8 protein-coding genes are annotated in these 17393 nt (G+C 56.3%); 1 reads left to right on the plus strand and 7 read right to left on the minus strand.

All coding sequences use genetic code 11. The annotated features are described in order from the left end of the window. Window positions 1-44 precede the first annotated feature (44 nt). Entirely contained in the window at window positions 45-2129 is a 2085-nt protein-coding gene (locus CCY01nite_RS19410) for a CehA/McbA family metallohydrolase domain-containing protein (protein ID WP_146865295.1), read from the plus strand. On the opposite strand, the gene CCY01nite_RS19415 is transcribed toward CCY01nite_RS19410, so the two are convergent. Genes CCY01nite_RS19415 through CCY01nite_RS19445 form a run of 7 tightly spaced genes read right to left on the minus strand, consistent with a single transcriptional unit; the run spans window position 2104 to window position 17388 of the window. Beyond that, complete coding sequence (locus CCY01nite_RS19415) at window positions 2104-5427, minus strand: GH92 family glycosyl hydrolase (RefSeq protein ID WP_146865297.1); 3324 nt, start codon at window positions 5425-5427, stop codon at window positions 2104-2106. The two genes, CCY01nite_RS19410 and CCY01nite_RS19415, sit on opposite strands and share 26 nt — an antisense overlap. Window positions 5428-5438: 11 nt before the next feature. Further along, entirely contained in the window at window positions 5439-7415 is a 1977-nt protein-coding gene (locus CCY01nite_RS19420; RefSeq protein ID WP_146865299.1) for a glycosyl hydrolase 115 family protein, read from the minus strand. A 27-nt stretch (window positions 7416-7442) separates the two neighbouring features. Further along, window positions 7443-9014, minus strand: a complete 1572-nt coding sequence (locus CCY01nite_RS19425; protein WP_186831152.1) for an arylsulfatase — start codon at window positions 9012-9014, stop codon at window positions 7443-7445. 8 nt (window positions 9015-9022) lie between these two features. Next, entirely contained in the window at window positions 9023-10546 is a 1524-nt protein-coding gene (locus tag CCY01nite_RS19430; RefSeq protein ID WP_186831153.1) for a sulfatase family protein, read from the minus strand. Then, on the minus strand, window positions 10527-12050 hold the full coding sequence (locus CCY01nite_RS19435; protein ID WP_146865305.1) for a sulfatase family protein: 1524 nt from the start codon (window positions 12048-12050) through the stop codon (window positions 10527-10529). The genes CCY01nite_RS19430 and CCY01nite_RS19435 overlap by 20 nt, the downstream gene beginning before the upstream one ends. A gap of 23 nt (window positions 12051-12073) precedes the next feature. Further along, complete coding sequence (locus CCY01nite_RS19440) at window positions 12074-13627, minus strand: sulfatase family protein (protein ID WP_186831154.1); 1554 nt, start codon at window positions 13625-13627, stop codon at window positions 12074-12076. Between the two features lie 2 nt (window positions 13628-13629). Continuing rightward, entirely contained in the window at window positions 13630-17388 is a 3759-nt protein-coding gene (locus tag CCY01nite_RS19445; protein WP_146865309.1) for a DUF4962 domain-containing protein, read from the minus strand. Window positions 17389-17393 lie beyond the last annotated feature (5 nt).

The following is a 17393-nucleotide window of genomic DNA, read 5'->3' on the forward strand; positions in this document are numbered from 1 at the left end:
TGCGAACATTTCTTATCTTGTCGGAAGTCATCAAATTATTCCACATGTCTCGTATCCGACACCTTATTTCACTGTCGCTATTAATGTTCACCCTTCAGGTAAATGCCCAGGTACCTGTTGACCTTTCTTCATTTAACCCGAAGAGCGGCGCGAAAGCAACCGTCAGCCGGCATTTGCTGCATGTCAGCTGGCCCGCCGGCGAAGGCCGCACGGGAAAGCTTGTTTTTGATCTCAATAGTAAAGGCGCTTTGTTCCAAAGCATGCAAATAAATACCGCCGGAGCGGTGAACGAAGTGGCCCGGCAGCTGGACCCTGCTTTCCTGCTGACCACCGGCAAGCGGGACCTTATTTCGCAGAACGGCTGGAACATATTTTTCGATAAAACAAACAAACTGCCGCGCGAACTTTTTCACGTGCGGGTAACCCGGAAGAAAGCCAGTGTGCATAGCGACGGCACCCGCACCGTGGTGAAGATAGGAGCCGCGCAGGCCGGCCCGTTCAGCGGTGATATAGAAGTTACGTTGTACCACGGAAGCCCGTTGTTCAATGTGGCGGCCGTGATGGCGACGCAGATAGATTCTACCGCTATCCTGTATGATGCGGGACTGGTGAGTAAAAACAATCCCTGGGACAGGATCGCCTGGTCGGATACGGACAACAAGCTGCAATCCACTCCCGCTGTGGCGGACAGCTTCGTGAACGTAGCGGTGAAGTACAGAACGATCATCGGGGAGAATGAAAAAGGCAGCCTGGCCGTTTTCCCCGCGCCGCATCAATATTTTTATCCGCTGGATGAAGCATTCAATTTAAAATTCACCTGGTACGGCAATAATTACCGGAAATGGGCGAAAGGCTTCGGCCTCGGCATCCGGCAGGACCCGATGGGTGATAACCGCTGGGTGCCCTGGTTCAACGCGCCGCCCAATACGCAGCAACGCCTGAATTTCTTTTGCCTGCTGGACGCGGGAAAAGCGGGCGCAGCACTGGAAGCCGTGAAGCAATTCACCCGCGGCGATGCTTACCTGCCCCTGCCCGGATATAAAACCATGAGCAGCCATTTTCACAACGAAAATGTGATGCACCGCATACTCGCAGGCAAACCGCTGCCGGACAATCCTGACTTCATGCAGGTATTCCGCAGCACGGGCATCGATATTGTTCACCTCGCGGAGTTTCATTATACCGCACACCCGAAAGGTCCCGATGATAAGCGCCTGCTGGAACTGAAAACACTGCACGATATGTGCAAACGTTTTTCCAGTGATAAATTCCTGCTGCTGCCCGGCGAAGAACCGAACGAATTTTACGGCGGCCACTGGCTGAGCTTCTTCCCCAAGCCTGTGTACTGGATCATGTCCCGCAAGCCCGACGCGCCTTTCGTGGAAACTGATCCGAAATACGGGAAGGTATACCGCATCGGTAATAAAGAAGAGATGCTGAAGCTGCTGGAACTGGAAAACGGGCTGGCGTGGACAGCGCATCCCAGAACAAAAGGTTCCACCGGTTACCCCGATAAATACCGGCAGGAAGATTTCTTCACCTCCGATCATTTCTTCGGCGCCGCCTGGAAAGCCATGCCGGCAGACCTTTCCATAGACCGGCTCGGCCTCCGCGTGCTCGACCTGCTGGACGATATGGCCAACTGGGGACACAAAAAACATGTACTCGCCGAAGCGGATTTATTCACCATCAACCCGCAAAACGAAATGTACGCGCACCTCAACGTAAACTATCTGCAGCTGGATACCTTGCCGCAGTATGAAAACGGCTGGCAGTCCGTGCTCGATGCCATGAAGCAGGGAAAGTTCTTTGTTTCCACCGGCGAAGTGCTGCTGCCTTCATTTACCGTGAATGGTAAAAAGACGGGAGAAACGCTTTCACTGGGCGCGGACGGCAAAGCCACCATCGCCATTGATGTGAAATGGACGTTCCCGCTGAACCATGCGACGATCATTTCCGGCGATGGCAAGGAAGTGTACAAAGAGCGCATCAGCCTGCATGAAACGAAGGCTTTTGGCGGGCAGCAGTTTACCTTCAATGTTGACCTGCGCAACAGGAAATGGGTGCGGGTGGAAGTATGGGATGCGGCGGTGAACGGCGCGTTCACCCAGCCGGTGTGGATAGAGTAGACACAAACCGGTACAGTTCCGCCCCCGCCAGCAGCAACGCTCCCGTGCCATAAGCCGCGGTGCTTTCCGCATTCACCTTGCCCGGCGCCGCGCCTATAGGCTGCACGAATCCGGGTTTCCCATCCGGTGAAACGGACAGTGCCAGCGCCGCCCATGCGTCCCTGGCTACCGGCCAGTACGTTGCTTTATCCAGCAAACCGTGATTCATGCCCCATAACAGCGCATAACAAAAGAATCCCGTTCCGCTGATCTCTTTGATAGGATAGCTGTCCGGGTCCAGCAACGAGGCATGCCAGCTGCCGTCTTCCTGCTGCAGTTCCGCCAGCCTTTCAGACATCTCGCGGAAGAGCTGCACGAACCGCGCTCTGTCCGGGTGGTTCTCCGGCATGTTCTCCAGCACCCGCACCAGTCCGGCGATCACCCATCCGTTGCCTCTCGACCAGAAAACTTCCTGCCCGTTTTGCTCGCGCCGCTCAAAATACCGGCTGTCGCGGAAGAAGAGCCGTTCTTCCGGATCGTACAGGTAGTCCGTTGTTTTCCACCAGAGCTTGCTGGCGAGGTCGAGGTACTTTGGCTGTCCGGTGGCCGTGGCGAGGTAACTCAGGGCGGTGGGCCCCATGTAGAGGGCGTCGCACCAGGACCATTCCCGGTGGCGGATAGCGCCGTCTTTCCATTCCAGCGACTCGTTGTTGGGTTTGGCAAGGATACTGTCCGCCAGTGCCTGCCAGGGCGCGATCATTTCATTGTTCCTGTATTTCATGTAGAGCTGGGAATACACCTGCCCGATACAATAATCATCCGCGAAGAACCGCTTCGGCCCCGGTTGCCATTGCAGTGCTTCGCCCGTTTTTTTAACATAGTTGATATATCCGCGGTTGCGGCTGATATCCGCGAGGGCCATCAGTCCCGTCAGCCCGGTAGCATTCACCCAGTGGTTCATCCGTTCTTTCTTTTCACCATGCTCCCATTCGGTGATCTGCCAGTCCGCCACTTTTTCCATCAGCTTCCGGATGTCTTTTTTCCGGAAAGAAACAGCATCCGCCACCGGCGGCCGGTTGGCAAGCCGCATCGTCATTTCGCCGCCTTTCATCAGTGTGGCGTAATCCAGCTGGTAGATGTTGTGCGCTTTACCATTGAGCGTCATCGAAGAAATATATGCCGCGCTGTCTGTTGCTTTTTGTGTGATGATCCTGAATATGCGGTCGTCTTTCAACCGTATCGCCACGGTGTCGAAAAGCGGGGAGCAGATGGCATATTGCCCGGATACGGGATTGACAGGATATAAGCCGATGGCCGCCATCACGTACCAGGCGGACATCTGTCCCGCATCATCATTACCGCTCAAACCGCCCGGCCCGGAAGTATATTCACTTGCCAGGATGTTCCTGACCTCGCGCTGCGTTTTCCAGGGCGCATCGGTGTAATTGTAAAGGAACGGGATCTGGTGCCCCGGCTCGTTGCCGTGCCAGTATTCCTTCATCCGGAAAACATCGTCCAGCGCCGCTTCAAATTTCATTTTACCGCCTTTCAGCCGGATGAGGTCTTCCTCCCCATGCGGCACGTACCAGGTATATTGCCGCGGTGTGCCTTCGGTGATGTAGTGCGCTCTTTTATCCGCTTCAAACGGCGTGTGCCAGTTACCGTTAGCATAGCGTCCTCTCACGAAGCCCACGCTGGTATCAAAAATGTGCCGGTAGTTGAGCGCATTGGCGGCCAGCCGGCGGTAATCCTCTTTTTTGCCCAGCGCTTTTGCCACGAGCGATAAGGCATGATCGTCATAAGCGTATTCCAGCGTACGGGAAACCTGTTCTCTTTTGTGAAAAGCATCCATCACGCTGTCTTCCAGCGGGATGTACCCGTATTGCAGGTAGCTTTGCAACGCCCGCCGTCCTTTGCCGTCCGAATATTCCGCGGTATCGGGTGTTTCAAATGCATTGCGGCGCATTAATTTGTAGGCGGCCTGCACGTCATAATCACGGATGCCTTTGAGGTATGCGGAAGAAATGAACGCGGTCACATGATCGCCGATCATCGCGGAGGTGTAGCTGTTCCAGCAGGGGAATATCGGCAGCCATCCGCCCTGTTGCCCTTTGATGATCATGGAACGGACGAAGTCGTTGATCAGCGCCGGGTCAATGATCTCGTAGAGGGGAAGCATGGTGCGGTAGATATCCCACATCGAAAAATCATCGTAATAATTTCCCTCCGTCAGTTTCGCTGTTTCATATTGTCTGGAGAAAGCGGGGTAGGTGCCGCTGACATCGCTGAACAGGCGCGGCTGCTGCATGGTGTGGTAGAATGCCGTGTAGAAAATGTTCAGCGAGCGTTGGTCGCTGGAGCTGACGGTGATTTTGCGCAGGGCTTTTTCCCATTCACCCGCGGCTTTTGCCCGTACGGCATCGAAATCCTGTCCGGGTATTTCGGCTTGCAGGTTCTTTTCCGCTTCCGCGATGCTGGTGAAGGAAGTGCCGGTGCGGATGATCAGCTTCGTTCCTTTTTGGAGCTTCCAGCTGGCGTATGCGCCGATGCCGGGCATGCGCAGAAGGCTGTCTGCCGCGGTGGGCCGTCCGCTGGAAAAAGTGCCGGCATCATCCGGTACAATTTCCGCCTTCACCACAAAGTACCCGGCAAAGCCTGCGGGCTTGCCCCATCCCTGGTAAATGCGGTGCGCGGGATTATATCCTTCTATCTGGTTCTTCTGCCGGTTTATTTTTATAAAGCCTTCTCCCTGGTCGCTGTTGGGCGTTACCAGCAGGTGCAGGTTGTCGTCCTTGTGCATCGTAATGCGCATGATGCTGCTGCGGGCCAATGCCGTTACTTCCGCCAGCAACTGATATTCATTCAGCTGTACCGCGTAGTAATGCGGAGCGGACTGTTCTTCGTCGTGAGAAAAGCGGGTAGCATATTCGTTCAGCGTTACCTTCAGGGAACCTGTCATAGGCATGATGGTAAAGCTGCCGTAATCCTGCGTGCAGGAACCGCTGAGCCAGTGCGTGCCCCTGAAGCCGCTGAAAAGGCTGTCCTTATACATATACGGCGGCCTGCATTTCTGTTCGGAGGTGCGTGTTTGCGGCGTCCATTGGGTCATGCCGAAAGGCACGCCCACGGCAGGAATGGTGTTGGCGTACTGTTCCGTGCCTTTGCCGTGGATGCCACTGGCGATGATGGTGCTGGCGGCGGTGCCTATCAGTGGCTGCACGTATTTTATCAGGCTGTCCGGCAGCGGCGCGGCGTCTGCTTTCGGAGCAACAGATAAGGCCAGTAAGATGATCGTCGTTATAAAATATCCTGTGCGCATGTTTTTCTTTTTTATCGTGCGGAAAGTTGATGCAGATGCTGTTGAATGGCGGTGATCATGCCGGTTGTGGGGAAGCCGTTGTTGGGCCGCCGTTTGGCGGGATCGTACCATGTTTTCCATTGCGGGTTCCTGTCGCCTTCCATGCAGGTTTTATCGATGGCTTTCATTTGCTGCATGGCTTTGACCGCCAGCTGTTCCGCTTTCGCGATGTTTTGCTTTTCGCCATTTGTAAGGAAAGCCTGTTTAAGATGAGCGGCTGTTAGCAGCGTTTTTTCCAGCTCCAGCAGTTGCCAGTACATCAGTGCGGGAAGGTATACATAATCGTGGTAAAAATCGTTGCCCGCGGAAAGCCCTTTTGCTGCCGCCTTGTAGGCCGCTTCCACCAATGCATGCCGCTGCTCCGTGCCGGGGGCTTCCAGGTCGTTGTACCGCGCGGTGAAAGATCCGTGCGGCGTCGGCACTTTCGTGTCACTGAGGAAGCCGATCAGTTTTTTGATGTCGGAGAGTTTTTTTACGTAGCCTGTCCGGGAAAAGTGCGATTCGTGCAGCTTTTTCATCGATGCGATGGCGTGCGGCGATGCCTGCTGTCCGAAGTAACGGGTGGTCCATTGCCGGTAGAATGCTTCGCCGTCGAAGTTTTCCGGATCAAAGGCCCATTCGCCGAAGGCTTCCAGGTTCAGGAGGAAGGGGCGGAACGTTTGCCCGTTTACTTTGAGATATTTATCCGCATCATAATGTTGATGCATGAAGGTCATGATGGAATCTATCAGCGGGGGGCAGGGATCGTGCACGGTATGATTGGTCCAGAATCCCGCATGCATGTAAGTGCCGAAAGGGTATCCTTTTGTGCTGGCGGGCATCCTGTCGAAGCTGCAATAGCCGTCGTCCGCCCATACCACGATAAAATCTTTCGGCGGCTGAAAGCCTTCGTTGAAAAGGTCCATACCATCGTCGTAGCAGGTACAAACCTTGAGTGCGCCCGGTTTGTAGATCGCCAGCAGGCTGTCCAGCGTGGCGAATACCTGGTTGAATATCTCCACGCGGTTTTCGCCGCAGCTGCTCACGTAAGCCCTGTCCCATATCTGGTTGCGGGGGCGCAGCGAGTAAATGTCTGCCTTGCCCAGCGGGGTTTTCGTCAGGTAGTAGATCCATGTTTCGATCCATTTGTCCTTGTACTGCGTCCAGCAAAGCGCTTCGGTGTCGCTGATGGAGCGCATGTGATAGCCGAGGCTGAGGTCTACCTGTACTTTCATGCCTTTGAGGTGCGCGTAGTCTATCATGCTGTCTACCAGCGGCAGGTTCACTTTATAATCGGGCCGCAGCTGGCGGTAAGGCTCGCGGGTGTAGAATTCCGGGCGGCCCAGCATATCGAACGGATGGATGGCGTTGTAGCGTATCCGGCGGAGGGAGTTGATCATTCCCTTCCAGGTGTCCATATCGTATTCGAGGTAGGGCTTACGCATGTTCGCCAGCTCGTCCACATCGTTCTCGAAGTAGCAAACGATGGGTACCTTTTGCGCGGGCACTATCCTGTTCTGCGTTTTACGGAGATCCGCCAGCTTTTTTTTGCTGGGCGCTATACCTGTCCAGTAATACATCGGATCGATGCCGAGCGTTGTGCGGGAATACTCGTATACGGTGTTCTGCATGCCTTCCACGGTGGTTCCCGCCAGTATGGTCAGTGCGCCGGTGGTGCGGATGATGCCGTCGCCTCCGGGCTTTTCATTTTTCAGCATTTTTGATAGCAGCTGGCTGCTGGCGGGCGTTCCCACGAGGTAGCAGATATCCGTTCCCGTTATACCCGCGGGTTCGGTTGTGATGCGCGCGGTAGCGCCGGTCACTTTTTCAATATCTTCCCGGAGGTCGGCGCAGACGGCCAGTTCCGTTGGCGTGCTGTTGGCGCCGTGATAGATCGTTACCTGGCCGTATGTGCATAACGGGGCGGCCAGCGTTAGCGCGATGCCCGTCAGAATTCTTGTAGCGGTCATAGTTTACCTTAATTTAAAAGTTCATAGCTACCGGATGCCCACATGTTGCGCCCAGTTTTCCCAGTGCTGCTGCATGTCTTTTGCCTGCAGGGGAGAGCTGGCGGCGCGGTCGTTGCTTTCGGTGCGGTCTTTTTCCAGGTCGTACAGTTCCCAGGGGGCGTTTTTCCCGGCGGATATCAGTTTATGCTTTCCCGTTATAACGGCCCTTTCATCGTTCAGCGACCAGCATACCGGCTGATGCGGCTGTACCGTTCCTTTTGCAATGGCCGGCAACAGGTTCTCGCCTTCCACGGGCAGCACCTCGCGCCCCTTGTATTGCGTCGGGTAGCGCGCGCCTGCCGCGGCGCAAAGCGTGGGCATAATGTCTGTTACATGCCCCATCTGTTCCATCACCTGTCCGTACCGCTCCGGCCGTATACCCCTGGGCCAGCGCACGATCAGCGGTGTGGAGATGCCGCCTTCCAGCAGGTCTTTTTTAAATTGACGGAAGGGCGTGTTGCTGGCGTTTGCCCAGGATTGGCCGTAGCTCATGTAGGAATCCTCACCGCCGGGAGGGATGCCGTTCTTCCGGTGGTCTAAACCCTGTGGCCCGCCTTCGGCGCATCCGCCATTGTCCGCGAGAAAAATAACGATGGTGTTCTCCGCTTTGCCGGAAGCGTCGAGCTGATCAAGTATCTGCCCGATGCCCTGGTCCATGCGGTCTACCTGCGCCGCATATACGGCCATTTTGTGCGCCATTTCTTTCCGGGTCTTTGCCGGTAAGTCCGACCAGGCCGTTACGCCGGAATCCCTCGGTGAAAGCGGGGTGGCGTCGCTGATGATGCCCAGCTCCCGGAGCCTCCGGTAACGCTGGATGCGCAGGGAATCCCAGCCGCTTTCGTATTTGCCTTCATACCGCGCGATATCTTCCGGCAGCGCATGCAGCGGCCAGTGCGGCGCGGTGTAGGCTACGTACAGGAAGAACGGTGTTGCCGCATTTTTTTGCGCCGAGAGTATTTTGCCGGCGTAAGTGGTAATGGCGTCGGTCATGTAAAATCCTTCTTTGGGAGGATAATAGCGTTGATCGTTCAGCGCCATGGTGCGGACGGTGGCGGGCGTTTTGTCTTTTGTGATGTCGAAGTAATTCACGGCGCCGCTGATCAGCCCGAAGTAGTTATCAAATCCGCGGTCTGTAGGCCAGTACGGCCGGTGTTCGCCGAGATGCCATTTGCCGGACATGGCGGTGTAGTACCCCGCTTCCTTCAATACTTCCGCCAGCGTTACGCAGCGGTCGTTGAGGTAACCCTGTTCCGGGCCAGCTGGACCAGTTTTCGGCCAGGCAAGGCCGGCCATGCCCACCTGCTGCGGGTACAGTCCCGTCAGCAGAGAGGCGCGGGTAGGGGAGCACCAGGCGTTGTTGTAGAACCGGGTAAAGCGGATGCCTTCGCGGGACAGCCGGTCGATGTTCGGCGTACGGATTTCACCGCCATAACATCCGATGTCGGAAAAGCCCATGTCGTCCGCCATGATCAGCAGGATGTTGGGCTGCTCCGCTGGTTTTTTTTCCGCGGAAACGCCGCAGGAAAGCGATACAATGGCTAGTAATGCGATCCATCTCATGTTATCTGTCAATGTTGAATGGTTAATTGTTTGATGCTGTCGAGCGAATGCCTTAACGCTTTTGCGCGCCCCGGCATTTGCAGGCAGTGGTTCTGCATTTCGGAGGGATCTGTGCGCATGTTGTACAATTGTCCCTGCGGCCCGCCCGGCTGCGGCTTTTCGGTAACAGGTGTGCTGAATCCGCCGGAGCCGAGACCTTCCACCCATTTCCAGTCCCCGTTGCGGATGCCGAACATTCCCTGGGAAGAAGCATGTACAATGATCTGCGGGATCGTGGCGGAATCCGGCCTGCCCAGCATGGCGGGCAGTATGCTGTAGCTGTCCACCGCGGCGGGCACCCGCGCGGGGCCGCCGGTCAGCTCGGAGCAGGTAGCCACGAGGTTGGTCAGCGAAGTGGTGATATGGCTGGTGCTGCCGGCCTGTATCTGTTCCGGCCACCGCATGATAAGGGGTACGCGGTGCCCGCCGTCCCAGATATCGGCTTTCATGCCACGGTAGATGCCCGCGGAACGATGCCCGTACAGTTCCGTCATGGACGGCCGCCAGTAAGGGCCGTTGTCGCTGCTGAAAATAACGATGGTATTGTCGCCCAGCCCGCTTTGTTCAATGGCTGCGAGCACTTTGCCCACCATCGCGTCCGTCATGGCTACATAATCGCCGTAGCCGCCCGCGCGGGAAGCTCCCTGGTATTCGGGCGCGGCCAGCCAGGGGGTATGGGGGGCAGGCATGGCGAAGTAAAGGAAGAAGGGTTTTCCGGTATTTTTTTGTTGTTCGATGTAAGTAACGGCCTGCTGCGTCAGGTGCGGCAGCACCTGTGAAAAATCAAATCCCGGCGCCATTCTTCCCGCGCGCCAGAACGCGCCTGTCGCGTAATCCGGCGCATCTTTGCCGCGTACTGCATTGCCTTCCGTGTGAAGGTCGGGTATCGCCGTCAGGGAATCATTGCGCAGATAGCAATACGGCGGCATGTCCAGCGACGCGGGCAGGATGTACGAGTAGTCGAAACCGTGTGTATTGGGACCGTCATCCACGGGCCGGGAAAAATCGATGTCTTCCGGATCGGGTTCCGGCAACAGCAGGGTTTGTTCGTGGCCTTTTTTGATGGCCCAGTTCAGGCCGAGGTGCCACTTCCCGATGGCGGCAGTGGTGTACCCGCGCTGTTGCAGCAGGCTGGCCGCGGTGAGCTGCCCCCTTTCGATGAGCGAGCCGCCGTAACCGCGCAGCACGCCCTGTTTCAGGCGGGAGCGCCAGCAGTATACGCCCGTGAGTATGCCGTAACGCGAAGGAGTGCATACGGAAGACGACGAATGCGCATCCATGAACCGTATGCCTTCCGCCGCCAGCTTGTCGATGTGCGGCGTGCGGATAGCGGATGCAGGATTATAGGAAGATACATCGCCATAGCCGAGGTCGTCCGCCAGTATGTACACAATGTTGGGATGCGCGGGCGCCGGCTTCGGTTGATGGCAGGCCGTCAGCAAGCCCATGCATAAGGCGGAGGCCGTCAGTATTTCAGGAATCGGATTTTTCATCGAGCGTTGCATAATTGTTCATGAATTGCTGGTAGGCATCTTCGGGAAAGCGGAGGAGGTCGCCGGTTTCGCGCATGTGCTTTCTTATTTCACTGATGAGCTGTTCCGTTAGTGCGCGGTACGCGGGTTGCTTCACAAGATTTTCTTTTTCCTGCGGATCTTTTTCCACGTTATACAGCTCGAGGTAGATCTCATCGCGGAACGTGTCCATGATGAGCTTGTGCGGGCCGCTTACCACGCAGCGCTGATTGCTGCCGTAGGCGGCATTGCCGTCGTATTGTATGAACACCTTGTTCCGGCTGAACTTACCGCCTTTTGCCAGCGGTAATAGCGACAGGCCGTCTGTTTCGCCGGCGTTATGGATGCCGAGGTAATCTATGAGGGTAGGCCATACGTCTATCAGGCTCACCGGCTGCGAGGTTTCCCGGATGGCGGGGCGGAAGCTGCGCGGGAATTTGATGATCAGTGGAACACGCGCAGATTCTTCGTACATGCACATCTTCATCCAGAGCGAATGACTGCCTAACATTTCACCATGGTCCGCTGTAAAAATGATCAGCGCATCGTCATACATGCCTTTATCTTTCAGCGCCTGTATGATCTTGCCGGTTTCATCGTCCAGCAGGCTCACAAGGCCCATGTAGCGCGGCCACACATCTTCCCATTGCTCCCTTGAATAGCGGGAGCCGATAAAGCCGGCAAGGCCGTACAGCTGCAGGGGTGACTGCCCCTCGTACCATTGCCCCACGTTGGCGGGAATGCGGATGTCCTGCCTGCGCACCTTGTCGTAATAAGGCGCGGGAATGTGAAAGGGAGGGTGCGGGGACATGAACATCGTGGCGAGCATCAAAGGCTGTTTCCCTTTATGCCCGCGGATGATGGCGGCGGACCGCTCCCCGAAATAATCATCCGGGAAATAGCGCAGCCCTTCCTTGTATAACTTGTGCACCGGCACGGTGTAACGTTTGGTATGGGTGAACGCCCCGGATACCAGTTCCGGTGCGAAGTCCGTGAACTCCCTGCCCCCGGGCTTCTTAACACCCTGCGGCACGAGCCATTGCTGGTAAGTTTTCTGCGTGATCCACCGCACGTGCACCGATGTGTCCTTTTCAATATCCGGCTGCGTGAAGAAGTGCTGCTTGCCCACATGCCAGGCATCCCAGTGTGCGGCCATGGTTTCATACAGGTTGCGGGTACCCTGTTTTACATTCCGGTACGCTTCATCCTGCTTTACCCATCCGTTGATGAGGCTGCCGTTATTACTGGGATATTTTCCAGTGAAGAAAGCGCCGCGGGCAGGCACGCATATCGGGCTGGCGGTGTAGGTGCGGTTGAATGCAACACCGTCTTTTTTCAGCGCGTTGATATGCGGCGTGTATGGCCCTATCGCATCATAACGAAGCTGGTCCGCCATGATGATGATAACCGGAATTTCCTTTTGCTGCGCGTGTAAACACTGAAAGGCGGACAATTGCAGCAGGGAAATGATGATGATTCGTTTCATGTAATGTCTGTTCAAAAGCGTGATCAATGATCCGCGTGCTGATAGGCGGGATTGTATTCCCCCTTCTTTTTGAAGCCCGGAAAATTGCGCATGGTGCCGAACCGCGGATAACTTTCAAAAATGTCGCCGTTGTCGGTCATCCGCGGATCGCCTTGCTGCGTCAGCATTTCCTGCAGCTGGCTGCGCAATGCATGGCGCACGGAATCGAAAGCCGGGTCGGCCGCGAGATTTTTCGTGCAGCCGGGATCGTTACGAACATCGTACAGCAGCTCCGCCGGTCTTTTTTCAAATCCCTGGTGGAACAGCTGCGGCCATTCGTTTTTATGCGTGATGAGAAATGATTTGGACGGTGAAGGATCATCGATATCGTGATAACCCCGCCCGACCGGCTTGATGTCAGGAGAAGGGGAAGGCGCTTCCGATGCGGGCGGCGGATCGCCGGCCGGCCAGCGGTCCGGCTTGCAGTTCAGCACAAAAAGATAATCCGCTGTTCTGATGGCTCTCGACGGATAGCCCACATTGTCCGGCCGCGAAGCGGAATGCCTTTCCATGCCGGTGAGCACGTAGGCGTTGCGCGCCGTATCGGTTTGCTGCGTCAGCAGCGGGAGCAGGCTTTTGCCGGATATCTGCGGCATGCCCGCTACGCCGGCAGCCTGCAGGAATGTCGGCGCGAGGTCTATCAATCCCACCAGCTCATCCGTTCTTCTCCCGCCTTCTATCACGCCTTTCCAGCTGACCGCCAGCGGCACATGCGTGCCATATTCCATCAGCGTGGCTTTGGCGGAAGGGAAGGGCATGCCGTTGTCGGATGTCAGCACGATGAGGGTGTTTTCCAGTTCTCCTTTTTCGCGGAGGAAGTCGATTATTTTTCCGATTTGCGCATCGGCCCAGGCGATCTCTTCCGCATAATCGCGGAGATCGTTTTTTATCACCGCATCGTCCGGCAGAAAGGCCGGCAGGTGTACCGCGCCGGTATCGCCGCCGGAGCCTTTGGTATAGGCGCGGTGCGGCTCGTGCGTGCCCACCCAGAAAAAGAACGGCTGGTCCGCCTGCTTCTGCTGGTAGAAGGCTTTGAAGTTCGCGCTGTAATCAATGTTGCTGATCGTTTTATAAGGCGGCACGATGGTATGCTGATTGTAGGCAACGCCCACGGGGTTATTTTTCCATCCCGCATCTTTCCAGTTCCCGGGCCCCCAGGCTTTGCCGGTGTAACCGGTTTTATACCCGGCGCTGTCCAGCAAAGCGGTAAACACCGGGAATTTTTTCGGGAAATAGCTGCTGTGCGTGCCGGCTTCTTCCAGCTGCCATATGTTGCGGCCGGTGAGAAGAGCCGCCCTTGAGGGACTGCACTGCGGCGCCGCCGCGAACGCATTGTTGAACAGTACGCCGCTTGCCGCCACCGCATCAAAAACGGGTGTGCGCACGCCGGGCGTTCCGTAGGCGGAAGCGTAGGGAAACGACTGATCGTCTGTGATCACGAACAGGATGTTCGGTTTTTTCTTCGCGGGAGGCTGCTGCCCGCAGGCCATCAGCGCTGTCAGGCATGTTACGGCTATCAGCCATGTGGTGTGTCGCATGATCATCTATTTACGGGAATTTGTTGCACGGTTTCCGGTAGTTTATCTGCTGTTGTAGTTTCCACCCATTGGCCGTTCACACGCTCACGCAGGCGGGTAACGTCGTCGCCTGAACGGAAAAAAAACTGGCCGTCGTTTGCGGAAGCCTGGAGCACGGCGGGCCTGCCGGTGTTCAGTGCTGCTTTTACCGTCCAGTTGCCGATGACGATCTCGTTTCTTTCGTTGATGCGTACGGGTAAGGCCGGTTGTCCGCCGTGTATTTTCATAACGGTCAGGAAGCGGACTTTGCCAGCCTTTCGTGTGGTCGCTGCTTTCAGGTGCCATTGATCGTTTTCATAGGCGATCAGCCGGCCTGTGGAATCCCTTCGCTGCATCCAGTTCTCCGCGGGAACGGCGAAGGTATCCGCCAGCGCCCATTGCACTGGTTGCGAGCTGAAGAAGGATGCCGCGGCGGAAACATCATCCAGCGTGCAATAAAAATAGTCTTTTGAAGTATCAATTGCAATGGATTGCATACTGTGAATGTACCAATCCCAGGAAGCAGGATGGTCCGCTTCCAGATCGTCATACACGATCACCACATCCGGATGAAGGAACAGCAGATGCCGGCGGAACTTTTTCAATCCTGATTTGCTGCCGTACGCCATCGACGCATCCCCCACTGCATAGGACACCTGCCGCCCGTTGACAAAACGGGGTATCCATCCGTAACTCTCCGAATCAAATCCCTGGCCCTTGCCATCTATCAATACGCCGTTATGCCCAACAGTGGCTTTGTACCATTCCAGCCGGTGCCGGTCGCTCATGGCTACTTTGTGGCCGGACATGTAAAAGAGCCGCTTCCCCGCATGTAATATGTTGAAGGTGTTCTGGTCCGCCAGCATGTGGCCGTACGCGCCATATGGACTGGCCCGCATGGTCACCATCAGCTTACTTTCCGGGTTGTGCATGTCCACTACGCCGATGTCGCTGAATACGCGCGCAGGCCCAAAAGCGCTGTCCGGCAGTACCGGCGGGCGCTGCGTTTGCCCCAGGTACCGCAGCCGCAGCCAGCGGAACATATCGGCATCCGTCACCTGCAGTTTTTCTGTTTGTTCTATTTTCTGCGCGTAGGTGGCGGCAACGCGGTCGCCGGTGAGCCTGGCCAGTGCGTCCGCATAGGCGAGGTAATCGGCGCCCGGCGAAGGAACGGTTTCTACATTATCGCCGAAGCCGTCGCTGAAAGATCCGGCCGGAAAGGAATACATCATCCAGTAGGGATTGTTGGCGTACCAGGGATGATTGCGGAGGAGGTCAAAGCCTGTATAATTTTTGATGATGAGCGGAATTTCCAGCAGCGCTTCCATGTTGATCCTGAAATAGGACGCGCCTTCCAGCCATCCGCCTTCTGTGCCGCCCAGTATGGGGGAGCGGGAAGTCCACAGCTCGTAAGCATAGGTGAGCCAGTCGCGCGCTTCCTTGAGATCGCCGTAAGTGGCGAGGGCGGTTTGCATGAAGAAGTGCAGGTTGTATTGCCATACGTGGGCGGACAATACCTTGGCATCTACGTCGTTGATCCAGTGATGGTAAAACCGGGCGGCGCGCACACGGATGTTTTCCAGCAGGGCTTTTTTGTCCTGTGCAGAAAGCTGATCGTTAAAGGTGTCATAAGCGAGCGACATGGCCAGCATACAACCAGCATCCCCGAAATCGCTGAGGCTGGTGACACCTTCGGGGTCCCAGCGGGATATGGCCCTGGCCCATTGAATGGCTTTGGTTGCATATTTCTGTTGTTTGGTGAGCAGGTATGCCTGGCAGTAGGCGGTGATATGCCGCATGGCGCCGAAGCCCAGCGACTTGCTTTGGGAGTCTTTTATTTTGGAATCTTCATACGTGCCGGTTTTCTTCCCGGTGTGGCGCAGTTCGGGCGCCTCGTTCGGTACCGCGTTCATCAGTTTGTCCGCCGCGCGGATGATTGCTGTTGCGTCAGCAGAGCTGGTAGCCAGCTGCTTTTTATCGGTCAGCACGCGGGGATGATGCCGGGGAATAGCGGACAGCAATTTTTCTACGGGAGGTGAGGCGGCGTAAGGCATCTTTTCCGGCATGCGGAAAGTGGCTGTGGATGACCATTTGCCCTTGTGTTCGCGGTACTGCCAGAACCAGCGGCCGGGCGCCAGTGTGCGGTGCGGGTTGAACAGCGTCCAGGGAATATTCTCCGCGTGTATGGTCTGCGTGGCGGCAAAGTTTTCGTCTTGCGACAGCCGCACGTCGTAATGTGCGTTCTTGCCGGCGGCGGGCCAGCTAAGCGCGGGCGGAACGTCAGTTATCAGCACGTCCGCGGCCGGGGAGGGCCATTGGCGGTAACGCGGATGCAATACCGGGTAATCTTCCGGGAAGCGTTTGCGGATGCCGAGCACTTCCGCTTGTTGTTGCTCGAGATGCCGCATCAGCTTGCGTTCCAGTTCCGCTGCTTTGGCGGGTTGTGCGGGCGCGAGGTCGTGAGCTTCTTCCAGGTCTTTTTCAAGATCGTACATTTCCACTTTATTCGTACGCCATAATTTGACCAGCTTCATATTGCCGTCGATGATCGCGGTATGCTCGTAGCTTTTTTCATAGCGGTGAAAGAACAGTTCTTCGTCCTTTCTTTGCACGGTTCCCTGTGCGGGGTTCATCAGCAGCGCTTTGATGCTGCTGCCATCGAGATAGTCCGGCAGGGCGTTGGCGTTGCCTGCAAGGTCGCCGAGCGTGGGAAGAATATCATATCCCAGCACGGGTGTATGGCAATAGCTGCCGGGACGAATGCCCGGCCCGCTGATGATGAACGGCACGCGGATGCCGCCTTCGTACAGCACCCATTTTCCTCCGCGCAACGGGTAGTTGTTTGTTTTTCCTGCGGGGGCGAGTTTATTTTTTCCGGAAGGAGGCGGGAAGGAAGGGACGCCGCCGTTGTCTGACATGAAAATGATATAGGTGTTATCTGCTATGCCAAGCTGTTCCACCATATCGAGTATGCGGCCCAGCCCCTTGTCCATATCTTCGAGCATGGCGCCCCAGCCGGGGATGCCGTGTATGCCGCCTTTGGATTTGCGTTGATATTTTTCAAAGGTTTCCTTTGTGGCCTGCATATCTACATGCGGCGCGTAATAAGATACCTGCAGGTAGAACGGGTGCCCCGCGCCGGTTTGCCGCTGCATGAAGCTCAGCGCGCGGTCGGTGACGGTGCCTGTTCTCTTGGGGTCTTTGGTGATGTATACCTGATCCCACTTGGTTTTGGTGTCCGTCATCACATCGCCGTTCGCATTGCCGGTGTTGCCGTCGCTTTCATCATATCCGAGGTCTTCCGGGAAGATGCCTGCCCGCAGGTCCCACTTTCCATAGTGCGCGGCCTTGTAATCCGGATCGATGGATTTGAGAAGCGCTGGAATGGTGAGCCATTTTTGTTTGCGCGGATCATACCGTTCCGCGAAAGTGGCGTCGCCGGTATGAATGGGCGATTGTCCGAACTGAATACTGCGGCGCGAGGGCGTGCAAAGCGCGGCGGGCGCGTATCCCCGGCTGAAGCGCATGCCGCTGTTGCCGAGCCGGTCGATGTTCGGCGTTTCGTAATAACTGCTTTTGAAACCGGGGTGCCGGTCGTCCATGGCGGCGGATATGGAAGTCCATCCCTGGTCGTCTGTAAGAATGAATATGAAATTGGGCTTTGGCGGCGTTGCCGGTTTGCGGGCTGACAAATAAAAAGATGCCAGGCCGGCAATACCCGCCAGTAACAACATTTTCTTCATGATCG

Origin of the sequence: Chitinophaga cymbidii (genome assembly GCF_007992715.1) — a bacterium.
Taxonomy (GTDB): Bacteria; Bacteroidota; Bacteroidia; order Chitinophagales; family Chitinophagaceae; genus Chitinophaga; species Chitinophaga cymbidii.

What these genes read in the sequence shown, in the direction of transcription:
- CCY01nite_RS19420 (WP_146865299.1), bottom strand. Translation starts at nt 7,415, where the DNA reads ATGACCGCTACAAGAATTCTGACGGGCATCGCGCTAACGCTGGCCGCC.
- CCY01nite_RS19425 (WP_186831152.1), bottom strand. Translation starts at nt 9,014, where the DNA reads ATGAGATGGATCGCATTACTAGCCATTGTATCGCTTTCCTGCGGCGTT.
- CCY01nite_RS19440 (WP_186831154.1), bottom strand. Translation starts at nt 13,627, where the DNA reads ATGCGACACACCACATGGCTGATAGCCGTAACATGCCTGACAGCGCTG.
- CCY01nite_RS19435 (WP_146865305.1), bottom strand. Translation starts at nt 12,050, where the DNA reads ATGAAACGAATCATCATCATTTCCCTGCTGCAATTGTCCGCCTTTCAG.
- CCY01nite_RS19430 (WP_186831153.1), bottom strand. Translation starts at nt 10,546, where the DNA reads ATGAAAAATCCGATTCCTGAAATACTGACGGCCTCCGCCTTATGCATG.
- CCY01nite_RS19410 (WP_146865295.1), top strand. Translation starts at nt 45, where the DNA reads ATGTCTCGTATCCGACACCTTATTTCACTGTCGCTATTAATGTTCACC.
- CCY01nite_RS19445 (WP_146865309.1), bottom strand. Translation starts at nt 17,388, where the DNA reads ATGAAGAAAATGTTGTTACTGGCGGGTATTGCCGGCCTGGCATCTTTT.
- CCY01nite_RS19415 (WP_146865297.1), bottom strand. Translation starts at nt 5,427, where the DNA reads ATGCGCACAGGATATTTTATAACGACGATCATCTTACTGGCCTTATCT.